Source organism: Vibrio sp. 1402 (assembly GCF_033340275.1).
On sequence record NZ_JAWOWE010000409.1, the window covers coordinates 1 to 618 of the forward strand.

2 protein-coding genes are annotated in these 618 nt (G+C 45.0%); one reads left to right on the top strand and one right to left on the bottom strand.

Features of this window, described 5'->3' with window-relative positions:
* Positions 1–328: HAD-IA family hydrolase (locus R7044_RS26360; RefSeq protein ID WP_225456133.1), on the top strand; the 328-nt coding region annotated here is incomplete at its 5' end.
* Between the two features lie 133 nt (positions 329–461).
* Here the strand turns inward: R7044_RS26360 and R7044_RS26365 are convergent.
* Positions 462–618: OmpA family protein (locus tag R7044_RS26365; RefSeq protein WP_225456134.1), on the bottom strand; the 157-nt coding region annotated here is incomplete at its 5' end.

Here is a 618-nt window from a genome sequence, read left to right on the forward strand (position 1 = left end):
CATCCAGTGCACTGGCATTGTTCTTGACGAATATTTAGGCCAAAAGAAAATTGCGGTCGGAACGGGAAGTCAGCGAGAAAGTGCGATGCGTCTGCTCAGTCATGCAGGGTTGATCGACAAGCTTGATGCCGTTGTGACGGCTAGTGATGTCGAAAATCACAAACCATGTCCGGATACTTTTCTATTAGCCGCAGATAGATTAGGGATTGACGCGCAAAACTGTCTGGTTTTTGAAGATACAGAATTGGGTAAACGTGCGGCTCATTCTGCGGGGATGGACTGTGTCATGGTCGAAGGAAATAATCTCGTTTTTTATCCGAAGAGATAAGTGCTTACTATCGATGGACGATGCTTGAATCTTCATTTCTTGATTTCATTTCCTTTATAAAAATCCAAAAATCACTGAAAGTGAAAAGGGGTGCAAGCGCACCCCTTTTGATGAGAATGTGTGAACATTCAGATTATGGTTGAACCATCTCTTGGTATTCGAACGAAGGAACCACAACTTCTACGCGACGGTTTTTCTCACGACCTTCACGAGTGCTGTTGTCAGCTACTGGATTCTCTTCACCCATACCTTTTACTGTCAGGCGATCTGCATCGATGCCAGCGCCAGTG